Annotated in this window: 13 protein-coding genes and 7 tRNA genes; 18 read left to right on the forward strand and 2 right to left on the reverse strand. The window is 47.8% G+C overall.

All coding sequences use genetic code 11. The features are described 5' to 3' along the window. Positions 1 to 45: 45 nt before the first annotated feature. From ACY1JZ_RS07560 to ACY1JZ_RS07590, 7 genes are all read left to right on the forward strand, one after another. Positions 46 to 119: transfer RNA gene (locus ACY1JZ_RS07560), tRNA-Trp, on the forward strand. A 12-nt stretch (positions 120 to 131) separates the two neighbouring features. Further along, positions 132 to 207 (forward strand) — tRNA-His (locus ACY1JZ_RS07565). A 21-nt stretch (positions 208 to 228) separates the two neighbouring features. Further along, positions 229 to 303: transfer RNA gene (locus ACY1JZ_RS07570), tRNA-Gln, on the forward strand. Positions 304 to 307: 4 nt separating this feature from the next. Further along, positions 308 to 382, forward strand: a tRNA-Gly gene (locus tag ACY1JZ_RS07575). A gap of 10 nt (positions 383 to 392) precedes the next feature. Beyond that, a tRNA-Cys gene (locus ACY1JZ_RS07580) sits at positions 393 to 466 on the forward strand. A 14-nt stretch (positions 467 to 480) separates the two neighbouring features. Further along, positions 481 to 557: transfer RNA gene (locus tag ACY1JZ_RS07585), tRNA-Arg, on the forward strand. Between the two features lie 24 nt (positions 558 to 581). Beyond that, positions 582 to 662 (forward strand) — tRNA-Leu (locus tag ACY1JZ_RS07590). A 169-nt stretch (positions 663 to 831) separates the two neighbouring features. Here the strand turns inward: ACY1JZ_RS07590 and ACY1JZ_RS07595 are convergent. Continuing rightward, positions 832 to 1,740, reverse strand: coding sequence for an AraC family transcriptional regulator (locus ACY1JZ_RS07595; RefSeq protein WP_462628719.1), 909 nt, complete (start codon positions 1,738 to 1,740; stop codon positions 832 to 834). Positions 1,741 to 1,853: 113 nt separating this feature from the next. Between ACY1JZ_RS07595 and ACY1JZ_RS07600 the strand changes: the two genes are divergently transcribed. The 5 genes from ACY1JZ_RS07600 (at position 1,854) to ACY1JZ_RS07620 (ending at position 11,842) form a co-directional block, all read left to right on the forward strand. Continuing rightward, positions 1,854 to 4,571 carry a glycosyl hydrolase family 95 catalytic domain-containing protein gene (locus tag ACY1JZ_RS07600; RefSeq protein ID WP_462628720.1) on the forward strand — a complete coding sequence of 906 codons (2,718 nt, stop codon included), beginning with the start codon at positions 1,854 to 1,856 and terminating at the stop codon, positions 4,569 to 4,571. Between the two features lie 230 nt (positions 4,572 to 4,801). Beyond that, entirely contained in the window at positions 4,802 to 6,055 is a 1,254-nt protein-coding gene (locus ACY1JZ_RS07605; protein ID WP_462628721.1) for a HipA domain-containing protein, read from the forward strand. 496 nt (positions 6,056 to 6,551) lie between these two features. Continuing rightward, on the forward strand, positions 6,552 to 7,595 hold the full coding sequence (locus ACY1JZ_RS07610) for a LacI family DNA-binding transcriptional regulator (RefSeq protein ID WP_462628722.1): 1,044 nt from the start codon (positions 6,552 to 6,554) through the stop codon (positions 7,593 to 7,595). Positions 7,596 to 7,670: 75 nt separating this feature from the next. Then, positions 7,671 to 9,179 (forward strand): arabinosylfuranosidase ArfA, encoded by a 1,509-nt coding sequence (arfA, locus tag ACY1JZ_RS07615; RefSeq protein WP_462628723.1) that lies wholly within the window; start codon positions 7,671 to 7,673, stop codon positions 9,177 to 9,179. Between the two features lie 230 nt (positions 9,180 to 9,409). Then, positions 9,410 to 11,842, forward strand: a complete 2,433-nt coding sequence (locus ACY1JZ_RS07620) for a hypothetical protein (RefSeq protein WP_462628724.1) — start codon at positions 9,410 to 9,412, stop codon at positions 11,840 to 11,842. A gap of 94 nt (positions 11,843 to 11,936) precedes the next feature. Here the strand turns inward: ACY1JZ_RS07620 and ACY1JZ_RS07625 are convergent, their stop codons facing one another. Next, a complete protein-coding gene (locus ACY1JZ_RS07625; RefSeq protein ID WP_462628725.1) occupies positions 11,937 to 12,836 on the reverse strand; it encodes an AraC family transcriptional regulator in 900 nt (299 codons plus the stop codon). A gap of 430 nt (positions 12,837 to 13,266) precedes the next feature. On the opposite strand from ACY1JZ_RS07625, the gene ACY1JZ_RS07630 reads away from it, so the two are divergent. From ACY1JZ_RS07630 to ACY1JZ_RS07655, 6 genes are all read left to right on the forward strand, one after another. Then, positions 13,267 to 14,661, forward strand: a complete 1,395-nt coding sequence (locus ACY1JZ_RS07630; protein ID WP_462628726.1) for an ABC transporter substrate-binding protein — start codon at positions 13,267 to 13,269, stop codon at positions 14,659 to 14,661. 72 nt (positions 14,662 to 14,733) lie between these two features. Further along, positions 14,734 to 15,660, forward strand: a complete 927-nt coding sequence (locus ACY1JZ_RS07635; protein WP_270165585.1) for a carbohydrate ABC transporter permease — start codon at positions 14,734 to 14,736, stop codon at positions 15,658 to 15,660. Then, positions 15,657 to 16,526 (forward strand): carbohydrate ABC transporter permease, encoded by an 870-nt coding sequence (locus ACY1JZ_RS07640; RefSeq protein WP_270165583.1) that lies wholly within the window; start codon positions 15,657 to 15,659, stop codon positions 16,524 to 16,526. The genes ACY1JZ_RS07635 and ACY1JZ_RS07640 overlap by 4 nt, the downstream gene beginning before the upstream one ends. Before the next feature lie 41 nt (positions 16,527 to 16,567). After that, on the forward strand, positions 16,568 to 23,632 hold the full coding sequence (locus ACY1JZ_RS07645) for an S-layer homology domain-containing protein (RefSeq protein WP_462628727.1): 7,065 nt from the start codon (positions 16,568 to 16,570) through the stop codon (positions 23,630 to 23,632). Positions 23,633 to 23,999: 367 nt separating this feature from the next. After that, positions 24,000 to 24,677, forward strand: a complete 678-nt coding sequence (locus ACY1JZ_RS07650) for an Lrp/AsnC family transcriptional regulator (protein WP_462628728.1) — start codon at positions 24,000 to 24,002, stop codon at positions 24,675 to 24,677. Between the two features lie 127 nt (positions 24,678 to 24,804). Further along, positions 24,805 to 25,584 carry a patatin-like phospholipase family protein gene (locus ACY1JZ_RS07655; protein ID WP_462628729.1) on the forward strand — a complete coding sequence of 260 codons (780 nt, stop codon included), beginning with the start codon at positions 24,805 to 24,807 and terminating at the stop codon, positions 25,582 to 25,584. Positions 25,585 to 25,611: the final 27 nt, after the last annotated feature.

Below are 25,611 nucleotides of genomic sequence, written 5' to 3' on the forward strand. Positions count from 1 at the left end.
TACGAGTTCGGTGGTTCGAATCCATCATCCTCCACCAGTTACCTTAGGGGCATAGTTTAAAGGTAGAACAGCGGTCTCCAAAACCGTTAGTGTGGGTTCAATTCCTGCTGCCCCTGCCAATATGCAATATGGCGGTCGTGGCGAAGGGGTTAACGCACCGGATTGTGGCTCCGGCATTCGTGGGTTCAAGTCCCATCGATCGCCCCATTAATGAAAATTACATATTGTTGGGAATTAGCCAAGCGGTAAGGCAACGGACTTTGACTCCGTCACTCCTAGGTTCGAATCCTAGATTCCCAGCCATCATGCGGAAGTGGCTCAGCGGTAGAGCATCGCCTTGCCAAGGCGAGGGTCGCGGGTTCGATTCCCGTCTTCCGCTCCATTATATTTTTGGCGCCATAGCCAAGTGGTAAGGCAGAGCTCTGCAAAAGCTTTACCCCCAGTTCGAGTCTGGGTGGCGCCTCCATAAGTTATTGTTATGTGCCCTTAGCTCAGCTGGATAGAGCGTTTGACTACGAATCAAAAGGTCAGGAGTTCGAATCTCTTAGGGCACGCCATATTTTAAATATAATGTTCAATGTGCCGGTGTGGCGGAATGGCAGACGCGTTCGACTCAAAATCGAATGGGGAGACCCGTGGAGGTTCGAGTCCTCTCACCGGTATTAACAACGAAATTAAACTCTTGGGATAATAATCCTTAGAGTTTTTTTGTATGTATGATTAACTAAATAAGCCGATATGTTTAGCGAGTCGACACATTAACATGGTTGTCGGCTTTTTTAATTTTATCCCTGCCGAAAGGAAGTCGCCACGGGGCAGTGTTTATTACAATTATTTTTTTTGAGACCTGTAGTGGGTTGCAGTTATGCCGTAATATTGCTTGAACGCATGGCTGAACTGTTCCGGTGTTGAAAATCCGATACGTGCGGCAATAGCATTAATAGTCATATCGGTTGTTGCAAGAAGATGGGCTGCGGCGCTCATTCGGGATTGTTGCTTTTTTTCTCTGAAAGGAACGCCGTATTGTTTCTGCACAGTCCTCTCTGTTTGGCGTGTGCTCAGACCTAGCTTGTCCGCAAGCTGTCTTAGTGTAAGAGAAGAATACTCATATAAGAAGCTGTTCTCTATTGTTAGCAGTCTGCTGTCATCCAACGTTTTTGTCGGTATGTCATGCGGAGAGGAACAATCCCCCGTATATTGCCTGATCATTCGGGTAACAATCATCTCCAGTATATTCGTAACCATATGGTGGAAGCCGAGGCGCTTCAAAGACAACTCGCCTGCAAGCATCTCGAACAAAGTCATCATATTTTCGTTGTCAAGTCCGATCCAGAACGGAGTGTTCACCAGCAGCTCTGGAAGGAGGTTATCTTTGAGGGGGTTGTAATTAGTTGCAGCTAACTGGAAATCACCAGGGAGCACCTCGAAGAAGATACAGTATTCAGCCATAGGATCGTTATGATCTGGAATTTGCTCATGTACGACACCTGGTCCGGTCATAAATAAAGTGCCAGGGGTGAGTGGATAACGCACTCCGTCAGCCACCAGTATGCCCTGACCACAAGGAATATAATGAAGCTCATAGCTGCCATGGCTGTGACTGTGCTCGCGCATCGGGCTGTGGAAATAGCCGTACTTCACGTATAGTACATTCAATATGAAGCCGCCAAGCGTGAGCTTAATATCCATATTTTCAATATGAACAGGGGGAAGGTTCATTTCAATAGTCTCCTCTGCCAAAATGCGACATCCCGAAGATGGCCTTGGTCGCCTCAAACGATGCCGCTTAGATGCCTGAGTCGTTATAATTATAACGAAAAGTCAAGAGCTTAGGGAAGCGGGGAAATAAAACAATGACAACTTCTACTGATCGTTTGTTCAAAAAAGGAAACTATGCTAATAGTTATACGGAGGTGCCAATATCCAATCCGGGTTACGCTTGGCGTGACGGCATGGTAAGCGGTAACGGTGAAAATGGTTATGTTACATCAGGGTCCCCTTATTCCGACAGCTTTATCTTTCAGTATATGTTGTTTAATTATCCTTCCAAAGCCCCCAGATTCATTCCATATGAGTTAACGGAGCAGCTAGCCGATGCGAGATGGAATGTCTTTAATCAGAATGATCAATGGAAGATAACGGACGAGAATGGCTCAACACGAGTCCGAACATTCTACTACTGCTACCATCCCGGCCATCAGCTTCGATTAAATGTGACAAGCAGAGGCAGCGTTACCAGTTATAAGCGATGGACAAATTATGAGACTGCAGAGACGGGCGTACATTACGTGGATGAGTTTGGCGAATGGGTCAGAACCTCCTTTACCTCCAGAGCAGACAATGTTTCGATTACGAAAATTGAACAATCCTCCATTGGCTCTAAAATCAATATGACGATTTCCATCGACGATATATTGTGCATGAGCAGGGCACACAACGGTTCCATTGAGCTTACAGAACTGCAATATAAGAAGCTGGTAGATCAGAAAGCGGAATACATCGCTCAAGTAGCGCATTACCCGTCTTATGCGGGCAGCGAGCTTCGTAACGCCGGATACGCGGGGCTGACGCAGGTAATAGTGGTGAACGGCACAAAAAAAAGAGTGTTGCTAGCCGAAACGAATGAACCGATTAACGTTGGCAGCGAGCAGAATCCGGCAATTCAAATTATTAATGCTGATGCCGTTTATTTCATTACACAATCCAACCGAACATTTGAAATGGGCAGTATTGAGGATTTTGCCAGGCAACCGGAATACCCTCTCGTAGAGCAGTTGTTCAGGAATACTAACGCTGTCGCGAGGAAATATAGCGATACGCAAGCCTGTTTTGATTATGAAGCTGCCCTTGTCCCCCATGTCGAGCAGCATGCTGCTGAATTCAACAACGTACAGTTTTCGTTGGCCGGCGATGATGCGGATAAGTACGCGGATAACCTGACGCTTATTTACAAACAGCAAGCGATGACAACTAGAATCAATCATGCCTTCATGGAACAGGTTTATAATCAGGGGCGGTATGCAATGATTTGCTGCGGAGGCTCAAGCGCGCCTCGCTTGTATGGTATGTGGACGGGAGAGTGGAATCCGGGCTGGCGCGGCATCTACACCCTTGACGCCAATGTGAATTTGCAGGTTGCAGCTATGAATACCGGGCATCTGACGAAGGCACAGCTCGGTTATATTGCATTTTTCTTGCGAAATGCGCCGGACTTTGCTTATAATGCTCGAATGGCTTACGGCATGCATGATGCGCTCCAGGTATCCGTTAACTCTGACGGGGATCGCGGCATGCATGTGGAATACGACAACGATTATCCGTTTCAATATTGGAATGCGGGGGCAAGCTGGTGCCTGCTGCCTATCTACGAATACTGGCAATGCTATGGCAATATGCAAATACCGATTGTTGATTCGATGAGAATACATGAATTGCAGCCGCTGCTCAGCGTTCATGACGGTGGACTTTCTGATGAGGAATTTGCCAATCTATTGCGAAGGGGATATCTGGAATTAGAGAAAGATATCCTGCTTCCGCTCTTGACGAAGCAAGCTAACTTCTGGGAACAGATATGTACACCGGAATACTTCACAGACAAGAACGGCAATGCTTGTTATCAAAGCGGCAAAGTATCGTTAAATCCAGGCGAGAAGTACATGATTATCCCGACCTATTCACCGGAGAATAATCCTATTGGCTATAACAGCACGATTACAGCTAATGCTACTATGGATATATCTGCCGCACGGGATGGGCTGTTGATGGTCATATCGATGGAAAATGCCATCAAGCGCGAGGGCTATGAAGCCGCTGTAATGAAGTGGAGGACTCTCCTGAATCTACTTCCTGAATATAAATATGATGAGGACGGCGCTTTGCGTGAATGGGCGATGAATGAATATAAGGAAAATAATAATCATCGCCACCTGAGTCATCTTTACGCAGCCTGGCCTGCCTATGAAACGCAAAGCAATCAATCGCTTGCATCGGCAGCGAAGATTGCGCTTATGAACAGGGACAAATACAATACAAAAGACGCGACAGCGGGGCATGGCTGGATGCATAAGGCACTGGTTAGCGCGCGACTCAAACAAGGCGAAGGCGTGCTGTCTTCGCTGCTGCCAATGATGAAGGAATTCGGTTATTACCCATCTTTAATGACGGATCACGATACGAATCGTAGAAATCATTGTTACTGTACAGATACGTCATTTGGAGTTGTCGGGGCTGTGAATGAAGCGCTCCTGTTCTCTAATAGGGGAGTCATTGAAATCCTTCCGGCTTTGCCTCCAGATTGGCAATCGGGATCGGTATGCGGACTAATGGCACGAACGCAAGTGGAGGTGAGGCGGTTGTCCTGGGATTTATCATCGGGTACAGCACAAGTTTTGTTGAGCTCTGGCATAAACGGAAATACTATAGAATTAAGTGCCGGGATTCCTTGGGAGAAAGCTATTGTGGTTGTGGATGGCAATGAAAGAGAATTACTTTCGAACAATACGGGTGGACATATTCAGTTAAAGTTGGATATGGATAGGGATGCGAGTATTTCATTTATGTTTATCGTATGAGATATTTGGAAAAGAAGCCCGGTTTACAAATGAACAAGGGGCTGTCCCAAAAGCCCCGTTATTTATAGATTAAGCGCATGGCTCCACAATCAACTTATGGCTTGAACTGAAGTCACTTTCGAGTTGTGTTCCAAATGGAAAAAATTAAAAGCCCTACATGACGAAATCTCTGCAGACTTGATATAATAGAATTAATATAAAAAGAAAATCAAGAAATGGAGGAAATGATAGTGGCTGAATCCTGGAACAAATCCTATACACTCATGCACAAAGATGAACCCGTGGCTGAGATTGAGCTGGATGAAGCAACAGTCTCCATTTCAGCGATTGGACAAGTCTATGCAGCGGGGCATGTGCCCGTGGGCATACCTGTTAAGAAGGGAGCAATAGACCGTGCGGCACTCAATGAATGGTGGAGGGAACGAGCGATTCCGGCCAGTCGTGATGGAATAAAAGAAGCGCTGCTTGAATTGAATTTGTCTACAACACAAAAACTGTTAGATAAAAGCTACGGACTTAGTTTGTCCGATCAATATTGGATTCGTCCATCTGCATCACATTTGGAATGGAGCGCCATTAACTTCTTTCACAACCCTTTCTCGGGGGACGTAGGGAATGTATTGTTTGGGCAGGGTTCATCTGATGCGATGAGTCTGATCTCGCCAGACAATACCTCTGATGGCTGGTTGAAAAAGAAGTGGGCGATTATAGATGGTAAGCGTTGTCTGGTGAAAGGCGGAAGCGGCGCGACTAGGCAGGAGCCATACAATGAGGTCATTGCCAGCAAGATCATGGAGCGATTGGGGATTCGACATGTCCCCTATACACTGATGGAGCTGGAGGATTACCCCTATAGCGTGTGCGAGAATTTCATAACTCCACAGACAGAACTCATTACAGCTTGGTATGTGATGCACACTAGGCAAAAGCAGAACCATGTATCGGTGTATCAGCATTACGTGAACTGCTGTGAGGCGCTGGGCATTACCGGCATTGTGGAGGCGCTGGACCAGATGATGGTGGTGGATTATCTGATTGCCAATGAAGATCGGCATCAGAATAATTTTGGAGTGATCCGCAATGCAGAGACCTTGGAGTGGATGGGGGCAGCGCCGATCTACGATAGTGGCTCGTCACTCTGGTTTTCCAAGCCGCTTGGTCTGATTCGCGCAGATGGCAAGCTGACGTGTAAACCATTCAAGCCTGATCACAACGAACAAATTAAACTGGTAACCTCCTTCGAATGGCTAGATCTGTCTCTACTAGACGGAATTGAAGAGGAGGTGCGGACTATTTTCCGTGGCTCGCTGTTTGTTGACGAGTCCCGTTGTCATGCGATTTGTCAGGCTCTGCGTGGACGCATCGAACGTTTACAGGAAATCATGAATCGTCGTGAACTGCAGGTGTGGGTGGACGATCACAGCACCGATGTGAAAGAGAATATTGCGTACAGTGGCTTGCAGGAGGAAGACGAAGGAAGGTAAAGGAGAGCGTCTAGGCAGCCCTATAGGCATTACAAGAGCTTATGAAGCCGAAGCTCCTCGCTTGGGCTGTAATTGCTCAGGCGGGTTCGTCGCGTGTTTCCATACGTAATCGTTGGACTGTTTTAGACAATCTAGCGAATCCAGTTCAACGTCTGCTGTCAGTGATTAGCGGGCCTTCTGCATGTATAGGGAATAGTAATGGAGAACATTCGTTAGCCTTGTTAAAATAATCAAAAAAAGCGCTTGCACATAACTGTAATCATGTGATATAAATTAAAATAGATATCTAAACGTTTAGATGATCTCTTCATTATATTAGACTAGACTGTGTATAGCTACGATAAGATTCATGAGTACGTAAGAGTCAAGCTTGCCTGTCAGCACTGGATTCAGATGATCAGCAGGCTTGGATTCCTGAAGTGATCATGTGTACATCAATAGGGATTAGGCTACCCATAATTCGAAATCTAATCGTTTATATTAGGAAGTGTTGAATGTGTCGAGGATCGGAATTAAGGACATCGCTGAGAAAGCCAATGTTTCAACTGCAACCGTCTCCTATGTATTGAATGGAACGCGCAATGTCAGCCCGAAGACAAGAGAACGTGTGTTAAGGGTAATCGAAGAGTTGAATTACACACCCAATGACGTAGCCAAAAGTCTGAAATCTCAGCGCACCAACATCATCGGAGTCATTGCTGAGGACGTAACGGTTTTTAATGTGCCCGAAATTATTGATGGTATCAATGAGTATGCTGACCGGCATGATATGCACATTCTATTGACGAACTTACGGCTGCATAAGCGAGTGGGCCATAACTTCGGAGATGTGGATGCCTATAAGAAATATGCGTCAAATGCGGTGATGGATCTACTGTCCAAGCAGGTGGAGGGTATTATATACGTTGGTGTCCATCCGCGTGATGTGACCGGGCTTATAGATACCAGAGGAAAACCGATTGTATACACGTATTGCTACACAGATTCGGATATTTCCATTCAATATAATGATGAGCAAGCTTCTTATGATGCGATGAAATATTTAATCGAACGTGGTCATCGGCGCATTTCTATTATTAGCGGATTAATGGATTCCTTGCCGTCACGGCTTAGATTCAATGGCTACTATCGTGCGGTCACCGAGTTTCAACTGCCTTTTGATCCACAATTTATTAAGGTGGGAGACTGGGGGCTAGAGTCAGCCTATCGGTTGACGAAGGAACTGCTGGATCTGCCACAGCGACCGACCGCTATATTGATTATGAACGATATCATGGTTATAGGTGCGATGAGGGCATTGTTAGAAGCGGGCATTGCGATTCCTCAGGAGATGTCGATTATCGGCTTCGATAATCGCGAGTTCAGTGATTATGTTAATCCGCGCATTACGACAATGGATCTGCCATTACATCAGATGGGATATAGCGCGATGAAGATTCTGACTTCCATTGTAAAAGGAGAAACAGTGGAGTGTGATCGCAGCCCTGCATGTACATTAATCGAACGGGATTCGGTTGCCTCCCTGCTGCCTCGTCCTTAGAGGACGGTGTGGTAAAAGCATGCTTGAAAACTTGTCTGTGTAGAGCATATCTTTCATAACAAGGAGAGAGAGAACATGGCATTAACGGCAAAAATGGTCGTTGACAAGGATTTTATCATTAGCAAGATTGATGATCGCATGTATGGTTCTTTTATTGAGCATTTAGGGCGAGCGGTGTATGGCGGAATATTTGAACCGGGTCATCCGACAGCGGATGCCAATGGATTTCGTCAGGATGTACTGGAGTTAATTCAGAAGCTGAATGTGCCGATTATTCGATACCCTGGGGGTAATTTCGTATCGGGCTATGACTGGAAGGATGGAGTAGGGCCTGTAAGCGAGCGCCCACGCAGGCTGGATCTGGCTTGGCGCACCGTGGAGCCGAATCTGATCGGGATGAATGAATTTGCCACATGGGCGAAAGCTGCTGGCGCAGAGGTGATGTGGGCGATCAATCTGGGCACGCAAGGAGTAGAGGATGCCAGACAGGTGATTGAATATGCCAATCATCCGGGTGGCAGCTACTGGAGCGATCTACGTATCCAGCATGGCTATGAGCAGCCTCATCGGATAAAAACATGGTGCTTGGGCAATGAAATGGACGGACCATGGCAAATCGGGCAAAAAACAGCCGATGAATACGGGCGAGCTGCTGCTGAAGCTGCGAAGGCGATGCGGTGGGTCGATCCAGATATTGAATTGGTGGCTTGCGGCAGCTCCTATCTTGGGATGCCTACATTTGCTCAATGGGAGGCAACCGTTCTAGAGCATACCTATGAGCATGTTGATTATTTGTCGCTTCATCAATATTATGGCAATGCGGAGCAGGACACGGCGACCTTCCTTGCACGTTCCTTGCAGATGGATCAGTTTATTGATAGTGTTACCGCAATTTGCGATTATGTGAAAGCGAAGAAGCGCAGCAAAAAGACGATGAAGCTTTCATTTGACGAATGGAATGTATGGTTTCATACGTTGGAATCGGATAAGCAGATCGAGCCGTGGCAGGTTGCGCCTGCACAGCTAGAGGATATTTATACGATGGAGGATGCGCTTGTTGTCGGTTGCATGATCATTAGCCTGCTGAAGCATTCAGACCGTGTTGGCATGGCGTGCATGGCACAGCTTGTCAACGTTATAGCGCCGATTATGACGGAGACAGGTGGAGCGGCATGGGCTCAGACGATCTACTATCCGTTTATGCATGCTTCCTTATATGGAAGAGGGAATGCACTGATTCCGCTTGTTCATTCGCCGAAATATGATACAAAGGAAATTACCGATGTGCCGTATCTGGAGGCAATCGCTGTTCATAATGAAGAACATAATGAAATCACTATATTTGCAGTCAATCGTCACTTAACGGATTCATTATCGTTGCTCATGGATGTGCGCAGCTTCGGAGAAGTTGCTCTTATCGAGCATCTGGTAATGGAGCATGAGGATTTGAAGGCAGTGAATACGGCCAATCTGCAAGCGGTGTCCCCGCATGCTGGCGGGAATGCGCGCGTTGAAGCCCGTAGCGTGACCGCAAGCTTAGCGGCGGCTTCATGGAACGTGATCCGCCTAAAAACCCATTCTTGAGGCTCAGAGCGATGCGAGTAGGCGATCTTGCTAATCGGTAATACATCGCAGAGTGTGGAATATGAATACTTGATGTGTGCGAAGGAGACTGTGTTCACTTACAAAACGGTCTCTTTTTCGCATGAATGGTACACGCTTAACTGGTGTTATATCCTTGATTGGGTATGTAGCTGAGTGGCATTATAAGCTGGAAATTTAAACGTTTAGACTATGACAATAGGAGTGAGAACTTGAAGCTGCTTCGTAATGGTACCTTTGACGTATCTCTGTCCCCGCAAGGGACGGTGGAGTCTTTAATAGTCCGAAATGATCCAGAGCAGATGAACTGGGTTATTGATGCACAATATGTACAGGACGCCGGATACACGAATCAGGATAAGCGTTTTGGACAGTGGAGTGCTGTTGTTGATGATGAACGAATTGAAAGCCTTGATTTGCAGTCACATATGGAGGCTATCGGTGAGCAAGGTGTGTCGATCACCTTTTTACACGATAAGTTTCACGTTCAATATGAATATTTGCTCGATCAAGATGATGAATGGAAGTGGAATATTCGTTGTACCAATTGTGCGGATCATCCTATAAAGGTGAATGGCTTTCACAGTTGGTTTTCTCTTGCGTATATTATGTTTCGAGATTCGGATGTCTTGCGGAACATGAACCACTCGTGTGCGGTATTCCCGCATCTGGGTGGAGATTATGCCAAATTTGCAGCGATGCGTAGAAGTAATGAGGCTCCACATCTTGCCATATACAGTGTTGGCGAGCGGGTTGCTGCCTTTGGCACCTATTGCAGCTATGTCAATCGGTTCTTGGAGCAGGTCTCCCCATCCTTGGACGGTATGCTCTATCATCGGTTGTCCTTGATTGAGGATGGGAGCTCGCTGGCACAGTCTGCAGATCATGATTGGATCTATAGCGGTGATTACTCGGCGGTAATCCTGGAGCCTTCTGAGACCAGACAATGGTCATTTGTGTTCACACCCTTCACAGAACAAAAGGAGTTTTATCTGCTGGCGTTAAAGTATGGGCATCCACATTGGACGTATTCGCCTGTGACGACGACCGAAGGAGAGTTCTATGCGGAGGTAAGTGTGCCAGAGCACGATAACCTGCATTCAGTTACCCTGATAAGGGCAAGCGATAGAGCGGGGATCGTGGAGGAGACAGACATTACCGATGCATTCAAGGTTGTGGCCACTACAAAATCTAAACGTTTACGTGCTGTTGTGTCACGGCCAGCGGCTGGAGAGCTGAAGCTGGTAGCACGACTTGAGAGTGGAAAATGCGATGTATTAGTTGGCAATGTGCTGGAGCCGATTCATAGCATACTTGAGCAGCGGGCGGCTTGGCTATGTGAACATAGCTTTAATACAGCACAAGCCACTCGACCGTATGCCTTTGTGCCCTTATCGAATCAGGGAGAATCGCTGGGCAAGCTCTCCTTCATCCTAATGAAAAATCTGTTATCTCCTCCGGTGATCGAACAGGTCAAAAAGGTTGAAATGTCAGCCGTCCTCGACTTGAAGGAACATTGGTTTGTAGCTGGAGATTTTGGGCGCCCGAGGCCGTTATACGGTTCCTTTTATCGCATTTATGATTTTGATTATATTGGGCATGTCTACTATCTGCTGTCCAAATTCGATACCTCTCTATTATCTTATGCCGATTCAGACACCTATCTGGAGTGGGCAGCGCAGGTCATGTGCATGAGGCTGGATTCAGCCTGTCATCACAGTAAACGCGAAAAAGAAGAATCCCGACTTGTCGGTGTATTTATTCTGTATATAGCAGACTTGCTTGAGGATCTGAAGAGAACAGGGAAGATGGATGGCTACGCGAAGCTGAACACACTGTGGCTGGAGTTTATTAAAGGCTTAAAGCAGGATTCACAAGGGTATCAAGGCGCGGTAACGGAGCACTTTTATGATAATGCCGGGTTTGGGCCGACTTGTGAAGCGCTATGCCTGGCTGGGCTGACGGATGAAGCCCATTTGTATGCTCCATTAATTATTGCGAATATCGGATTTAGTAATGATTATCGTGCTAATGCGCCGGATCGTTGGTGGGAGGCGTTATCCTTCATGACGCATTCTTTATGGGGAGGATTGGTAGCGGGAGCTGCCCGATCTTCTTACGAGGCGCTTGGCGATCCACGACTTCTGGAAGCAGGCTATCGGGCGACGATGGCGGTGTTTAATTGCTATGATTGGAATGTAAAGTCGACAACTCGCCAGTTAAATCCGGGTGAGGCTGCTTCTACGTATAGCATTGCGGCTCCCAATCTGAATATGCCCGAGCTTTCCAGAAATCGCTTTGGTCAATCGATCTTCAAGAAGTCGAGCGATCCGTTATTCAGTAGTCTATTTGCCAATATTGAAGGTGACGATTGGGATATGGGCGAAGAGCTCGTGGCCTATTTGCTTGGATTTGGCTCGACAACCTATCTGTATACGGATGGCGAAGGCGAGCTGCGATGCGTCAATGGATGGATCGAACCGATGGATAGAGGATGGAAGATTACAAGCTACGCTGCCTATCCAACGAGATATATGATGCTGGAGAGAGGATGTACTTTCGTTGCCCATACGGGAGAACTCGTCAAAAGCGTTTTGTGGATCAATGGCCAGTTCGAACGTATCGAAGTCAAATTAGAACAGTAAGCATGCTACCGAATGAAAACAGAAGGCTTGGCGATACAATAGGGACAATCCGCTTGTATCGCCAAGCTCTTTGGGTTAGGGTTGGATACACGTCCTAGTGCAGCCCAGGCTGGCGAAACTCTTTTTTTCTAAAATTTGCGGGAGAAATTCCTTGTTTATTGGTGAAGACAGAGGAGAAGTAAGCGGGATTGCTAAAGCCTAATTCATCAGATATGCGAGTAATTGACCAGTTCGTTTGAATCAGCATTTTTTTGGCTTGCTCGATTCGATATTGCAGGACATAATCAATTGGCGTGATCCCGTACACCTTTAACATGCATTTGGCTAAATAGTTGGGATGATAATTAAATTCGGCTTTGAGCATAGCATTCGTTATCTTTGAAGTATAGTTTTGCCGAATAAACAATTCTATTTTTTCTGCAAGTTGTACGGCAGTTGAGTTGATTGTCGTTGCCGATTCCTGGTTTATATTTTGCATGAACGTTTGGAAGGCTGTCTGCTTCCTCCAATTGCGAAGTGAACGAGGATCCTTATCCAAGGAATAAAATTCAGCAAGATCATTGATCGATTTGTTGGACAGCTTGGCTTGCTTGGGAATAAAGATAGAGCTAGCTTCACAATGATTAAGATAAGCCTGCTCTTTATGTTTTTCAAATAAGGCCGGCTCTTTTTCGTAGCATTCGTTAATGCTCTTCATTTCCTCCCAAGCTCCGAACGTTTGAAAATGTATCCACGTAATTTCGGTCTCCTCTTCGCAAGGAAACGTGCCATAATGATACGCATCAGGTCTTAATATAAGGGCTTCATCCTTGGGGATGACCCACTCTTTATCATTTTCTCCGATAAACAATGTTCCTTTGGTGACGATGATCAGATCGAATACACGAATCGAATCACGGCTTACATGCCGTTCTCCCGGCAAAAACGTATGTTTTCCACTGTCAATAAAATAAGGAATGGGCGGGGTAACAAAGTGCATGACTAAATCAGACATGATGATTCCTCACTTTACGCTGTAATGGTCGCGTTTTCATTTCGTGGCGGAGAAATACCAACAGGGAGACTCCAAGGTTGGCCGCCCTGTCCCCCTGCAACAATCATTGTGGGCTTTCGCCATGTCTATCGTAGCGGATCGAGCATTCGTTGTAAAGGTAAAATATATAATCTGCATCTAAACGATTAACTTTGACTGCTTCCATATTCTGTAGAGAGGGAGACAGGGAGAGAAAATTTTACAAATTGCTCACGACAGGTTGAAATAATAAAAAAAGAGGTTTAAATATGCCGTTTCGCTTCGTGAATACACATGACATAATATTCTCGAGATCATTTCTAAACGTTTAACATAAATCGTGAGCATTTGGAGCGCTCTGTTAAATGGTTAGACATGAATTTGAAGCTAATATTGAAGGGAGTACGGGGGCATGAAAGCAGGAAAGAGAATTGGAATGGGTCTTGTCGCGGCTGCATTGGCAGTGAGTGTGGTTGGATGTGGGAGCAGCGGGGGAAATGAGCCATCAACGGGAACGAATGCTGTAAATACACCGGAAAATTCCAAAAAAGAAAAGGTTAAAATTGTGTACTCGATGTGGGGGAGCGCGGCAGAGGGAAGTGCGACTCAGGCAGTAGCCGACAAGTTCAATGCTTCTCAGGATCGCATAGAAGTAGAGGTGATGGCGATTCCATGGGAAAACTACATGACAAAGTTGAATACGCTTGCAACCGGGGGGCAATTGCCGGACACAGGGATGTTGCAGGAAAGTGGCGTTATCCAGTGGTCATCTGAAGGCATGCTGAATGATGTAAGCGCTATGTATGAAGGGAGCGACAGCAAGCCGCTAGATAGCCTGGCTTACAAATATCAGGGCAAGACGGTAGCCTATGCGGCTGCTAATGAAATTCTTCTGCTCTATTACAACAAGGATATGTTCGACAAAGCGAATGTAGCCTATCCTCCGGCTGTACTCGATGAAGCATGGACATGGGATCAATTCGTAGCCACAGCGAAGAAGCTGACGATTGACAAAAATGGCAAGCATCCTGGCGAGGAGGGCTTTGATGCACAGAGCATCGTTCAGTATGGCGCCTCGGTCGAGAATCTTCCGTGGCAGTTGGAGACTTGGACGCTAAGCAATGGCGGCGGTTTCTATTCTGAGGATGGCACAGAGGTTAAGATTGGAGAAGACGCCAGCATCGAAGCGATTCAAAAGGTCGCTGATCTGTATCTGAAGGATCAGGTTGCTCCATTGTCTGTCGGGCAGACGGATGATGGGATTCAGCGCACCATCATTGCAGGCACAGTGGCGATGGCAACGAATGGTCAATGGAATGTAGGCACCAGCTTGAATACAGCCAAGGAAGAAGGGCTGAACTATGGGGTCGCTGTATTGCCTTACATGAAGGAGAAGGTCACGCTCAATACAGGCGGCGCCAATGTCGTATTCTCCCAGACCAAACACCCGGATGAGGCAATGGAATGGCTGAAATGGTATAACTCTGAAGAGAACAATTGGTCTCTCATCTCATCAGGTATTTGGATGCCAACGCTGGATAAGTGGTATAAAGATGAAGCGCTTACTCGTAAATGGGTTGAAAATCCAAACTTCCCTCCATATGAAGAGTACAAGTCCGCCGTAGTCGACTATGCACAATCCTCTGCGGCCAGACCAGCCTCATGGTTCTATACGAACTATACAACAGACTTTAATACACTGCTCGGTTCGGTTCTGGGGGATGTGTGGACAGGAAAGACAACAGCGAAAGAAGCTATCTCCAAAGGTCTTGATGCATTGAAGAAGGTTCATGCAGGCAGCAACTAAAAGATAGAAGGGATGGCCGCTCATACAGTATACATAGCGGTCATCCTTCATACATGAGGTGGGGAGCGAGATATGGAAACCAATAATACACTGCAAAGGCGCCGCCGTTCCCGTGCTTATTCAAGCGAGGCACGCGTTGCTTATATATGTTTGATTCCTGCTTTCATCGGGTTATTCTTTCTGACATATCTGCCGCTTGTTGGGGTACTGGGGATCAGCCTGACGAGCTGGACCGGGTTGAAGAGCCCCGAGTTCGTCGGCCTTGATAATTACATCAAGCTATTTACTTCCGATCCTTATATTAAAGATTCTATTGTGGCTACAGTCTATTTCGCTGTTTTATCGGTAATTGGAAGCATGCTCTACTCTCTGTTCATTGCAATGCTGCTCAACCGTAAAATTCCGGCACGCGGATTTTTTCGAGCGGTGTTCTATGTACCGTATGTCTTGCCAGCAGTAGCGATCTATGTAGGATGGTCTTGGCTTTATGAAGGGAATTTCGGCTTTTTCAACTATATTCTCTCTGAGCTCGGAATGAAAAAAATTCTGTTTATCGCTGATTCCAGCTATGTTGTTCCTTCTCTGTCATTGATTTCGGTATGGCTGGCCGGGAATTTGATCGTTATCTTTTTGGCAGGGCTGCAGAATGTGCCGGGTGTGTACCATGAAGCTGCTGAAATGGATGGCGCAAATGGCTGGCAGCGCTTCCGTCACATTACGCTGCCGTGTATGACACCGATTATTTTTTACAACCTGCTGATGAGTCTGATCGCTAATCTTCAAGTCGTTACACCAGCGCTTGCCCTAACGAATGGCGGCCCAGGAAACTCCTCGCGATTTTTAACCTATTTGATGTATGATCAGGCTTTTGTCAATTACAAGCTAGGTTATGCATGTGCGACTACCGTCATTATCTTTGCGATTCTTGCCAGCTTTACTGTTGTGTTGTTTAAGACGTCCAATCTGTGGATTCATAACGAAGGGGGCGACGAAAAATGAGCGTAGCAGCATATAGCAGATTAGCAAGCAAGAAGCGCAGAGCCACAATGATGAACATCCTCACGCTTGTAGCCGTCATTGTTTTCGCTATGTTGGCCATCTTCCCAATCTGGTGGATTTTCCGTACTTCTCTCATGACCAGTGCTGAGATCTACCGTTATCCCCCGGCCCTATTGCCGAGCAATTGGTTGTTTTCCAACTATGAGAAGACGCTACAGGTATTCAAATTTTGGAAGTATCTATGGAACACGATGCTCATTATCGTACCGGCCTGCTTGGCGGGGACATTTACAGCTACGATTTGCGGCTATGCATTTGCCAGGCTGCGGTTTCGGGGGAAGAACCTCATCTGGACGCTTTGTGTCGGCTCGATGCTGCTTCCTGCGATGGTGACGCTTATTCCGCTGTATATCGGCTGGACGCGGGGGCTGGGACTAAGTGATAGCTATTGGCCGCTGATTTTGCCTTATTTTTGCGGCGGTGGCGCATTCAATATCTTCCTGATCCGTCAGTTTATTATGTCCATCCCCAGAGAGCTCGACCAAGCGGCAACCATTGACGGCGCAGGCTACTTCCGAATTCTGTTCAGCATTATTATGCCAGCGATTCGACCTGCAATGATCGTCGTCGCGTTGTTTATCTTCATCGGATTATGGAATGATCTGCTTCAGCAGATGATTTACATCAATTCCAGTGATAAATATACGATCGCGCTTGGACTCACCAACTTTCGAGGCCAACTGAAAAGCGATTGGTCGATGACGATGGCAGCAACCTGCTTATCCTTTACCCCAGGCGTTCTATTCTATCTGATCGGTCAAAGGTACTTCGTAGAAGGAATTACGCTGACTGGAATGAAAAGCTAGTTCATGAATTACATAACGTGTTACGGGAGGTTATGATGGACATGATTGCCAAAAAGCTGACTTCACTGACTATTGCATCCTTGCTGCTTTTTCAAACCGTACCATTAGGATTAGGTGGGGCATCTATAGCAGCCGCAGCCAGGGAGGATATCTCCAATGCCAGTCTTTCTGCCAAGATTGGTGAGCTGGGACAGATTGAAGAGCTGTATATTAACAATAACCCTGCCAACAGAAATGGCCAACCGATCAATTTTGTACTACCCAACAATACATCACCACAGAATGATGTGCAGCATCAATGGATGGGCGAGATGATCTTTTCTTATCGTACCGGTGACAGCGAGCAGTTCCCTAACAACAGGGATGGGTTTGTGGAGGTGGATACGAATAAAACATTGGCAGCCGGGGGTTCAACAACCTATTCCAATATTAGTCCTACTAACCCATATATTCAGAAGAGCGCTTCATCTGACGGCAAAAAAGTAGAGGTCAACTTTATCGGTCAGGAGCTGGACTCTACCGTCCAGCGGGCGATGAAGGGCTTCGACGTGAAATCTGTGTTCGATATGGACACCGAAGATGGCTCGATGCTGTGGAACATTACAGTGAAGAACAAGAGCAGCAAATACATGGAGTTTGGCGATATCGGCTTGCCGATGCCCTGGAACAATAAATATCGCGATGTATTGGACACCTATGATAATCGTCTTACCGTGCATAATTTTGCTGGTGCCGACAGCGGCTATGCCTATGCGATCCGCACGAGCGGCGAGGGGAATTTCATGCTGTTCACTCCGGTACCGGAAAGCGGAGCCCGCATCGAATATGTGGATTATTGGCATAACGACGCTGGTGAGCTGCGTACTGGAAGTACGTTCTCCAACTGGACAGGAGACAGCGGCGGCTGGTTCCCGGGGCTGAATGTGCTCTATATCCATTCCAAGGATATTCAGAAGACAGGTCGCGGATATTTCACCGATGCTTCCAGTCTAGTACTGGGACCGAATGAGGAGAAAACCTATCAGTTCAAGTTCTCCGCGGTGCGAGCAGGCAATAATGAGCCGCAAGATAATGCCCAAAGCCCGAATAACGCCTCGACTTCGATGGAAAACCGCGAGGCCAACCTGCGTTCGATTCTGTACCAATCGGGTATGATCGATGCAGTAGCAGTGCCTGGCTTCCAGACTGCGATCAATATGCCGACCAAGCTCGATCTGCATTACAACGATAGCCTCATTGATGTGCAGTCTGTAGAGATTCAGTCTGTTCATGAGAATGATCCATTTGACGAGGCGCATATCCCCAGCATCAAGCCTGGCAAGACCAGGGAGGAGATGGTCAACAATTCTCGTGCCGGTCGCGGTCTCCCTGACGGGAATCCGGGATATACGGAATCTGCGCAGTTTGTAGAGACGAAGATCATTAACGGCGAGCAGCATCATATTTATTCCCTTCAGTTTAATAATATTGGCAATAACAGTGTTCGTGTGAAGTATAAGCTGAAGGTCGGCGATGAATGGGTGGACAAGTTCACCCAGCTTGAATTCAACGTGCTGGCTGAGCTGGATGCAACCTCGCAGGCTCACTCCACCTTTATGGTAGAGAGGACGCAGGACACAGACCCGAACAGCCCTACCTATGGCATTTACCGTGACTGGTATCTTACAGGCGGCATTGATATGGACAAGAACCATTGGGGCGATGACTGGAGCCACGACAATATCAATTTCATGGCGATGAAAAACTATCTCGACCCGAATCCGAATGAGATTCGCTCCATGGAAACGTATCTGATCGACTTTATGTGGAAGCGGTTTATGAAGAATACACAGGATAGCTATACGGTTTCGAACTATCTTCGAGATTCGGGCTCATTCACAGACAAAGAGAAGCCTTATACACGGGCGTTCTCCGAGATTATGGTGGCCACCGGCTATTTCAATATGTATCGCGTGCAAAAAGCGTATCCTAATCTGATCGAATATCGCGAATCGCCTCAGTATTATTTGGAGAAGGCCTACGGCATATACTATAATCGCATCTCTAGCGAGCCGATCGGATTCTATGGGGAACAGCAGATTCCAGATATGATTGAAGCGCTGAAAGAGGAAGGCATGCAGACCGAGGCGCAGAGGCTGCAACAGAAGTTCGCGCGGGACAAAGGGCGGAATGTGACGCGCGCCGTCTATCCGTTCGGCTCCGAGTTTGAATATGACAATACGGGCGAAGAAGGAGCCTACTCCGCTGCCAAGGCACTGCGTAGCTACTATCCTGGAGACGAGCGGGCAGCAGCAGCCAAGAAGAGCATGCAGATGTCGGACTGGAAGACGCGAGCGATGCGCGGCATTCAGCCAACATGGTATCACTATTCCGTACCGGTATTCCGGGCAGGGGAGAGCTGGTGGAACTTCCAATATACAGCGTCCTTGGCGGGATACATTATGGATGACTGGCTTCGCTATCAGGAGGATGGCAGGTCTGGCGAGCAGCAAGCGATCGCGCAGCAACGCAACTATGCGGCGAAGATCTCAAACTTTAACGCCGTCAATATGGGTCAGATTGCAGCACAGTCTGTAGGCAGTACATCCTGGAGATATTCCATGCATAAGGGAGGAACAGGCACCAAGGACGTATTCGATGGTGGCTCCCGCGTGATGAATAACGGCTGGAATGATTTTTCCGGGGAGTCGGAGGAGGGCCTCTATGGATCATTGCTGAGTATTAGCTCTGATATTGTCACCGATCCGGTATTTGGGCTTTTCGGTTACGGAGCATTGGTTACAGATGAGGGCAATCGCTATGCGATTACGCCTAAGGACGGCTTTGGCAAGCGACTTAACCTGATCAATGAGAAAATATATCTGGTGCTGGAGAACGACAAAATCGAACATGCAACCATTCAAAAGGACGGCAAGGCATTGACGATGGAAATCGCTAATCTCGCCCAAAATGAGCATGCCTCAAAAATTAAAATGGATGGGGCAGGCGTAGAAAATGGCTATTATACGATCAAGCTAAATGGTGCGGATGCCGGACAATTCTACGTACAGAACAATAAAGGCGTTGCGATGTTCCAGATGAGCAGCGCGCCAACGGCTCAATTGACGATTGAGAAGGCAGCCTCGGGTGAAAATCAGGCTCCTAAGGTTACTATACAGACGGCGACGCAAGCCCCGCAGGCACTCATCCCATTCATGCTGAACGGTATGGTAACGGATGACGGGGCGCCAAGCGGCACGCTCACCTACCAATGGGAGGTTGTCAGTACGCCCGAAGGTGGCAAGCTAAGCTTTGTTCACCCTCAGGCCAACATGACCCAGGCTGTCGGAACGAAGGAAGGCTCCTATACCGTGAAGCTCACTGCTAATGACGGGGAGGAACAGGGTGCTTATGAGCTTACCTTCACCCTGGCGGCGGCACCGGACAAACAGCCTCCAGTCATTGGGGCAGTGACGGCGGTTCAGGATGATACGAATAACAGTATTCTCCTCTTGTCCGGCGAAGCGACAGCAGATCCGGTGCATAGCGCAGAGTTCGAGCCAACGTGGACCTACCAATGGACGGTCAAGCAAAAGCCGGATGGTGTGGGAGAGATCGCTTTTGTCGATGGAGACAAAGCAACGGCCTATGCGCGTGTAAGCAAGGCAGGCCGCTACGTATTTACCTTTACAGCAGCAGATGAAGGCAAGGCTGCGAGCAAGGATGTCACGATTGAGATACAGCAGGATGCGAAGGACACATACCGGGCAATCAGTGTCGTGACTCAGAAGAGCATCGCTCCACTCCTTCCTGCCGCTACGGATATTCTATATGACGATGGGTACAGAACAAGTGAGATCCAGTGGAATGCAGTAGAGCCAAGCAGCTACGCGAATATCGGTCAATTTGAAGTCAGTGGCCGTATCAAGGGCAGCGAGTTGGAGGTGCATGCCACAGTATACGTTGTGGATACGGAGCTTCAGAACGCTGCGCTCGTAGCCAAGCCGTCGGCGAGCTTCTCCAGTGGTGACGGGTACCCTGAGGCGATGAATAATGGCTTCGATCCCAAAAGCTCGGGAGACTTCTCGCCGAATCGCAATGCTCCGAACAGCGCATGGCATAACTGGGGAAGAGAAGGAGATCCGGCATGGGTTATGTATGAATGGCCGCAGCCACTCCTTGCTTCAGCAATGGATGTCTATGTGTTCCAGGATGGTGCGGGGAACTTCCGTCCCAAGGATATGCAGCTCATGCTTCGTGACGAGCATGGGACATGGTATACACCAAGAGCGCTGCATGGGCTAGGCAATGAACTGAATCAATACAATAAGACGACCTTCGAGCCTGCCTACATTACAGGTGTGCGAATGGATATGAAGCCTATTGCCAATGGGTTAGGTATCTTGGAGTGGAAGGTATATGGGTATACGGGGGCGGTAGACAAGTCGGAGCTGATTAAGGTTTATAATTATGCTACGACCTTAAACCCTGCCAACTTTATCGATCAGGGTCTTGCGCCGATCGAAGAGGCCAAGGCAACGGCATCCGATGTGATCAAAAAATTAGATGCTACAGAAGAGGAGGCTGCAGAGGCTCTTAACAAGCTGCTGAACGATCTGCGTCTGCTCCATCCGCGCGACAATAATGCAGCATTTTTGGCAAGTGTGTCAGCTAGCTATACATCGCCATGGGAAAGTCTTGCTGCGATTAATGACGGCAAGAAGGCAACGAGCAGCATCCCGCACTGGGGAACCTGGGGCAATGGAAGCGCAGCGGAGTGGGTGCAATATGACTGGCCGCAGGGCGCTACCATTAACAGCACGGATCTCATATTGTGGACGGATGGGGGTGGTATCCTGGTACCGGCCAAGTATGAATACTCCTACATTCCAATGGATAGTCCAATGAATGAATGGGTCACACTGGGAGCAGTTAGCGAAGGGATTACATTGGCTGTGGGGACTCCGGTGGGTTCCTCCAATCCCTATGAATTTGCTCAACCGTTGAAGGTGAAGTCGTTGCGGGTGACGATAACCAAGCAGCAAGCAGATGGGAACGGCGTTGGTCTATGGGAATGGGAGGTGTTCCAGGGGCAATCCAATCAGGAGCGGGAAGCACCGACTACACCTTCAGGAGTTGCGCCGACCAATGTGAATAGAAACGATGGGAAGCTGATTGGCGTAACGGCGGAGATGGAATATAGGAAGGAAGGAACGGAGCAGTATACGGCCATTACAGGAACAGAGGTTACAGACCTTGCTGCTGGCACGTATTATGTACGGTATATGAAGGCCGGCTCCTGGAATGCAAGCCCGGATAAGGAAGTCATCATTCCAGAAGGGGTGAAGCAGGATCAGGAAACGCCGGATCATAGCGGATGGACAATCACCAACGCGAATACGGATACCGATACAAAAGGGAAGATCGAGGGCGTAAATGACACGATGGAATACCGCAAGCTGGGGGATGAGGACTATATACCTGTCAGCGGCACCAGCATGGACAATCTGGAGCCGGGAAGCTATCAGATTCGATATGCGGAGACAGGCGAACGGAAGGCAAGCGAACCCGTAACGGTGGTTATTGGCAACGAGGCCAAGATAGACAGGGATGCGCCCAAGGCGGACGAGCTTGTCATCACGCCACCAACAGCAGCAGGTGGAAATGATGGAAAGATCGAACAGGTAACTGCTGCTATGGAATACCGCAAGGTGGATGGCGGCGCCTATATGCCGATCACCGGAACGAGTATCGATAACCTTGCTGCAGGTCGTTATGAAATTCGCTACGCCGAGACAGACACCGAGAATCCAAGCCCTGCTATCGTCATTGTCGTGCCTGATGGAGCCAAGCAGGAACAGAATCCGCCATCTGATGCAGCGGTCAAAGGTGTAAATGTCACTGCAAGCGGTGCGGTGGATGGCAGGATTACAGGCGTCGATGTAACGATGGAATATCAGAAGCAAGGCGCTGCTTCGGATGACTGGGTCGCGATTACAGGTACCGAGGTTACGGGTCTTGGGATTGGAACCTATTACGTAAGATATAAGGAAACAACAACTCGTCTTGCAAGCAGCTCCCTGACGATTACGATCAGCAATCCGGCCGATCCGGAGCCTTCCAAGGATACGGAGGCGCCGAAGTGGAGTGTGGGCAGCAGAGTAACTGCGCAAGCGGGTACAACGTCCATTACGCTAGCATGGGATGCAGCCGCTGCTATCGATACGGTAGGGGTTACGGCGTACAAGGTGGCATGGAAGCAAGGGGCTGAAACAAAAACACAGGATATTGCAGATGGCAAGGCGACAAGCACTGCAATAAGAGGACTGCAGCCGGGCACGAGCTATACCTTCAAGCTCGAAGCAGGTGACGCAGCGGGGAACTGGAGCAAGGATGGCCCAAGTGTGACTGTGACTACAGTACAATCGAGCTATTATCCATCTGTAAGCACACAACCGGAGCCTGAGCAGCCGGTGAAGCCCGAACAGCCCGTTGATCCGGTACAGCCGGTAGACCCCGAACAGCCGGTCGAGCCCGAGCAGCCAGCAGAGCCCGAGCAACCGGAGCAACCGAAGATAGAGTTCAAGGATGTTCCAGCAACATACTGGGCAGCACAAGCAATCGAGCGTGCAGTGGGTCTGGGCATTGTAAACGGATATGGCGATCAACAGTTCAAGCCTAATGCTGCGACAACGCGGGCGGAATTCATTACGATGCTGGCGAAGGCCTTCCAGTGGCAAGCTGAGTCAAGCGAGCAAGGAGAACTTACCTTCTCCGATCATGGCAAAATCGGCACATGGGCGAAGGCAGCGATCACCCAAGGGATCGCCCACGGCGTCATTACCGGCTATGCCGACGGCAGCTTCCGTCCTGATCAAGAAATTACACGTACCGAAATGATGGTCATGCTGGCCAGAGCAATGGAGCTTCCAGGCTCAACCGTCCAGCCAACAAGCTTTGCCGATGATGCTGCAATTCCGGCGTGGGGCAAAGGAGCAGTTGAAGCATTGCGTGAGCTAGGTGTAGTTACCGGACGCAATAACAACAGCTTTGCGCCGAATGATGCCGCAACTCGTGCAGAGGCACTTGTAATCATTATGCGTATACTGGATCGAAATGAAGCCTAAAGAAATGGTGGCGTCTATTCTATCATAAATGATCCATAAGAACTTTGGATGATATGGAATTACAATCGGAAATAAGGTGAATCAGGAGTTATTCCGTATTCACCTTATTTCTTTAAGGTTACGATTGCGTGGATGCATTTGCATTTGGCTTGGCCATTCGTCATATGGTCTGGCCCAGTGAAATGATCATGCATGGCAGCCGCCCCAATCCCCACCATTAAAACAATACATCCTGCGATTGACTGTGAAAACTTAAGATGGTAGTATTAAGTCACAAAAAACCAAAAAACTTAACGAAAAAACAAGACACAGCGGCGTTTGGTTACAATATATAGTACTCATCTACAGAGAAAGGCGGGAGAATAGCATGGTATTATCCAAAAGACGGCTCCAATTTCTGGATGAGCTTGTGGGGATGTATCAAAGGCAGCGCCTGCCTATCCATTATGAGGCATTGGCTAATGCTGTTGGGGTGAGTAAGTGGACAGCATATGATATGCTCAAGGCGATTGAGAAGTCTGGTTATGTTACACGCAGCTATGAAGTAAATCCCAATGAAACAGGTCGATCCCAGGTCGTCTTCGCGCCAACACAGAAAGCGACAGAATTGTTTGAGCAGCAACGTCCTCACGAAGGAACGATTGAAAAGTGGGAAGAGAGTATGAAGGCACTGTGGGAGATGATTCATAGCCTCAAGCATACCAGTATACAAGACTTAATGAAAAAAATGCTGGATGATATTCCGCAAAGACAATCGAGTCTGGAATTCTGTGGATATGTCTTGGGCATATTAATTGTATATTTGAAAAAGGTTGGTGGGCGAACAGAGGTAGCCATCCGAAGGGTCATCAATAAAACTGCCGGTTATAGCACTAGTCTGCTGATGTTTGTTGGTACGGTAATGGGAACGGTTATCCAAAGCGTGGGTGAGGAAATCAGCAATGAATTGGCAGAATTGCTTAGTTCATATGTCAAAATGATTGGCAGCCTGTCCAATGAAGAACATAAGCTGCTAGCTGATTTTGTAAATGAGGCGCTTGCGTAAACGCAAGATCATATGTCGTGCGGTCCATATTTACGCGAAACGAGCTTTGCCTGTCCAAGACAGTGATAGCCGTTTACGCTTATTATGTTTTTGGGTCTTTTGTGAATTCTTGATTAGGTGGTGAATGATGTTGAAGAGAATAGGATTGGTATTAGGCGGAGGGGCTGTCCGTGGGCTTGCTCATATAGGTATACTTAAATCGCTGGAGGAGCATCGCATACCCATTCAATGCATTATTGGCACAAGCATGGGGGGGGTGATCGGAGGACTTTTTGCCGCGGGTATTTCGGCACACAATATTGAGCATGCCTTTATCCATACACCCAAGTATCGATTCATTGATTTCGGATTGTGGCAACGGGGATTGCTTGCAGGGAATGGAATTAACCAGATGGTCGAGGATTTGATGGAGACGAGCGGCAGAAAGGGCCTTGAAATTCAAAACTTTCCGATTCGTTTTAAAGCGATTGCGGTGGATCTGATGGAAGGCCAGCAGGTGATACTAGATACAGGTGATTTAGGGATGGCCCTGCGAGCAACCTCAGCTTTTCCCGGCGTATTTGCTCCCTTTATAGTGAACAATCAAATGTTGGTGGATGGCGGTGTACTGAATAATTTGCCGGTTGCAGAAATGCAGGAGGAAGAGGTTGATTTCATTATTGCGGTAGATGTTGCACGCGAGCATGAGAAGAAAATGCCCCGCAATATGGTGGAGGTTGTCTATCGTTCCTATAGCCTGATGACCGCAGAGCGGAAGCGCAGCAGTTTGCATAAAGCGGATTGTATTATTCGACCTGAAGTGGGGCAGTATGCAGCATTTGATTTTACGAAGATGACCGAGTGTATCCATGCGGGGGAAGAGGCAGCGGAGCGGCTTATTACAGATTTAATCAAAATTCTAGAGTAGAGTTAATTTCAGCGCTTGAAGGAGGTG

The sequence above is a fragment of the Paenibacillus sp. J5 genome, from assembly GCF_054955055.1.

Bases quoted from the DNA above. Each gene is read 5' to 3' on its own strand.
- ACY1JZ_RS07645 (WP_462628727.1), top strand. From the start codon at position 16,568: ATGATTGCCAAAAAGCTGACTTCACTGACTATTGCATCCTTGCTGCTT.
- ACY1JZ_RS07655 (WP_462628729.1), top strand. From the start codon at position 24,805: ATGTTGAAGAGAATAGGATTGGTATTAGGCGGAGGGGCTGTCCGTGGG.
- arfA (WP_462628723.1), top strand. From the start codon at position 7,671: ATGGCATTAACGGCAAAAATGGTCGTTGACAAGGATTTTATCATTAGC.
- ACY1JZ_RS07635 (WP_270165585.1), top strand. From the start codon at position 14,734: ATGGAAACCAATAATACACTGCAAAGGCGCCGCCGTTCCCGTGCTTAT.
- ACY1JZ_RS07625 (WP_462628725.1), bottom strand. From the start codon at position 12,836: ATGTCTGATTTAGTCATGCACTTTGTTACCCCGCCCATTCCTTATTTT.
- ACY1JZ_RS07600 (WP_462628720.1), top strand. From the start codon at position 1,854: ATGACAACTTCTACTGATCGTTTGTTCAAAAAAGGAAACTATGCTAAT.
- ACY1JZ_RS07630 (WP_462628726.1), top strand. From the start codon at position 13,267: ATGAAAGCAGGAAAGAGAATTGGAATGGGTCTTGTCGCGGCTGCATTG.
- ACY1JZ_RS07650 (WP_462628728.1), top strand. From the start codon at position 24,000: ATGGTATTATCCAAAAGACGGCTCCAATTTCTGGATGAGCTTGTGGGG.
- ACY1JZ_RS07640 (WP_270165583.1), top strand. From the start codon at position 15,657: ATGAGCGTAGCAGCATATAGCAGATTAGCAAGCAAGAAGCGCAGAGCC.